General features: G+C 70.6%; 1 protein-coding gene. It reads left to right on the top strand.

What is annotated here, in order from left to right:
• Positions 1-2,420: beta strand repeat-containing protein (locus DS843_RS30770; protein ID WP_149472608.1), on the top strand; the 2,420-nt coding region annotated here is incomplete at both ends.

Here is a 2,420-nt window from a genome sequence, read left to right as displayed (position 1 = left end):
CGCCGGTCAACGACACGCCGGCGGCGGCGATCACCGGGACCTATGCGGTGGACGAGGACGGATCGCTGGCGCTGGGCACGGGCCTGTCGGTGAGCGACGGTCTGGACGTGCCGTTCGGCGGGGTGGCCAACGCGACGGTGAGCGTGACGGTGGGCGTGGCGCACGGCACGCTGACGCTGGGCGGCGCCACCGGCACGCTGACCGGTTCCAACAGTGTGGCGACGCTGACGCTGAGCGGGACGCTGGCCGACGTCAACGCGGCCTTGCAGCGGCTGACCTACGCGCCGGCGCGGGATTACAGCGGGACCGACACGCTGACCCTGACGGTCAACGACGGTGGAAACGGCGGCACGGGCGCGCTGAGCAACACGGCGACCAAGACGATCACCGTCAACCCGGTCTCCGACATCCCGAACCTGACCATCAACGGCACGCTCAATCCGTCCGCCGCGGTGGCGGTGACGGGAACGGAGGATGTTTGGTTCTCGGTGCCGCTGGTGCTGTCCGAGACCGACGCCGACGGGTCCGAGACCCTGAGCTACACCATCGCCGGCCTGCCGAACGGCGCGCGGTTCCAACTCGGCGGCACGCAGCCGTCCGGTTCCACGGATGGCACCTTGATCGCGGGCGGCGCCTCGATCAGCGCCGGGTCCATCGGCGATGGCGCGACCAACACGATCTGGCTGCGCCTGCCCGCGGACTGGAACACCCAGGGCGGCAGCAGCAGCGGGGTGACCTCCCCGCTCACCCTCACCGTGACGGCCAGCAGCAAGGACGGCAGCGCTACGGCGGCCACCCGCGCGGGCACCATCGCGCTGACCGTCGCCTCGGCGGAGGACAACCCGCGCCTCCAGAACGACAGCGCGTCGGTGACCGAGGACACCACCCTCACCGCCACCGGCAACGCCCTGACGAACGACACGGAGGTGGACGAGGGGCAGATCCTGCGGGTCTCCCAGGTGCAGTTCGGCGCCCAGCCGGCGGTCGCCGTGGATACCGCGAATGACGTGGACGCCACCATCGCCGGCGCCTACGGCACGCTGACCATCCGGCGTGACGGCACCTACAGCTACGCGCTGAACAACGCCGCGGTGCAGGACATGCGCACCGGGCAGACGCGCACGGAGGTCTTCACCCTGACGGTGGACGACTTCCTGACCACCACCGGAGCCAACGCGGCCGGTGCGGCTCAGACCAGCACGCTGACCGTCACCATCCACGGCACCGACGACGCGCCGGTTGTGGACCTGGACGGAACGGCCGGCAACGGGGTCTTCGACCACGCCGTCACCTTCACCGAGCAGGAGGGCGCCGACAGCGGCGCCAACGCCGTCGCCCTGTTCCCGTCCAACCCGATCAGCGATGTGGACAGCGCCAAGCTGACGCGGGTGGTGATCACCGTCACCGGCGTGACCGACGGCGCCAGCGAGATCGTGAAGATCGGCGGCACCGACTACGCGCTGAACGCAAACGGGTCCGGCACCGCGACCGTGGGCGGCACGAGCCTCACCGTCACCATGACCAACAACGGCGGCACCATCACGGTGACCCGCAGCGGTGGCGGCCTGTTCACGGTTGCCGAGGCCAACACGCTGCTGTCCGGCATCACCTACCGCAACACCTCCAACACGCCGACCGTCGGTGGCACCCGCAGCTTCACGGTGCAGGCGACCGACGCCGGCTCCAACGACGCCGGGGGCACGAACCAGCTCGCCAGCAACAGCCCGAGGACGGTCGTGACGGTGGTCGCCACGAACGACCGCCCGGTCGTGGACCTGAACGGCAGCGGCGTGACCGGCCTCAACAGCTCCACCACCTTGACGGAGGCGGCGAACGCGGCCACCACGCCGGTGGCCTTCGCCAGCGGCACCACCCTGTTGACCGACCGGGACGACACCAAGCTCCGCCAGATGGTGCTGACGGTGGACGGGCTGGTGCACGGCAACGAGGAGGTCATCGCCTACGGCGGCTCGAGCATCGGCCTGGGCTCCGCCGGCACGTACAGCGTCACCGCCGGCGGCGTGTCGCTGACCATCGCGGTGGCGGTGGTGGACGGCGACACGACCACCCTGACCGTCACCCCCACGGCTCCGGCGACCGCCGCGACCTTCGCGGTGTTCGAGACGCTGCTGAAGGGCCTGACCTACACCGACACCAACGACGACCCGACCAACGGCGGCGCCAACACGACCCGTACCATCACGGTGCGCGTCACCGACGACGGCGCCAACGGCACGCTGGCCCCCCAGACCAACACCACCGACGCGGTCGCCACCATCACGATCACACCCATCAACGACCAGCCCCGGATCACGGGTCTGAGCGGGACGGCGACGTTCGGTGAGGACGCGATCAAGACGGCGGCGCGGCTGGACGCGGACGGCGCGATCGTCCTCGACGACCCCGACAGCGGCGCCTAC

Source organism: Roseomonas genomospecies 6 (assembly GCF_008365375.1).
GTDB lineage: Bacteria > Pseudomonadota > Alphaproteobacteria > Azospirillales > Azospirillaceae > Azospirillum.
The sequence above is the reverse complement of the archived record's forward strand: the minus strand, read 5'-3'. Positions and strand labels throughout refer to the sequence as shown.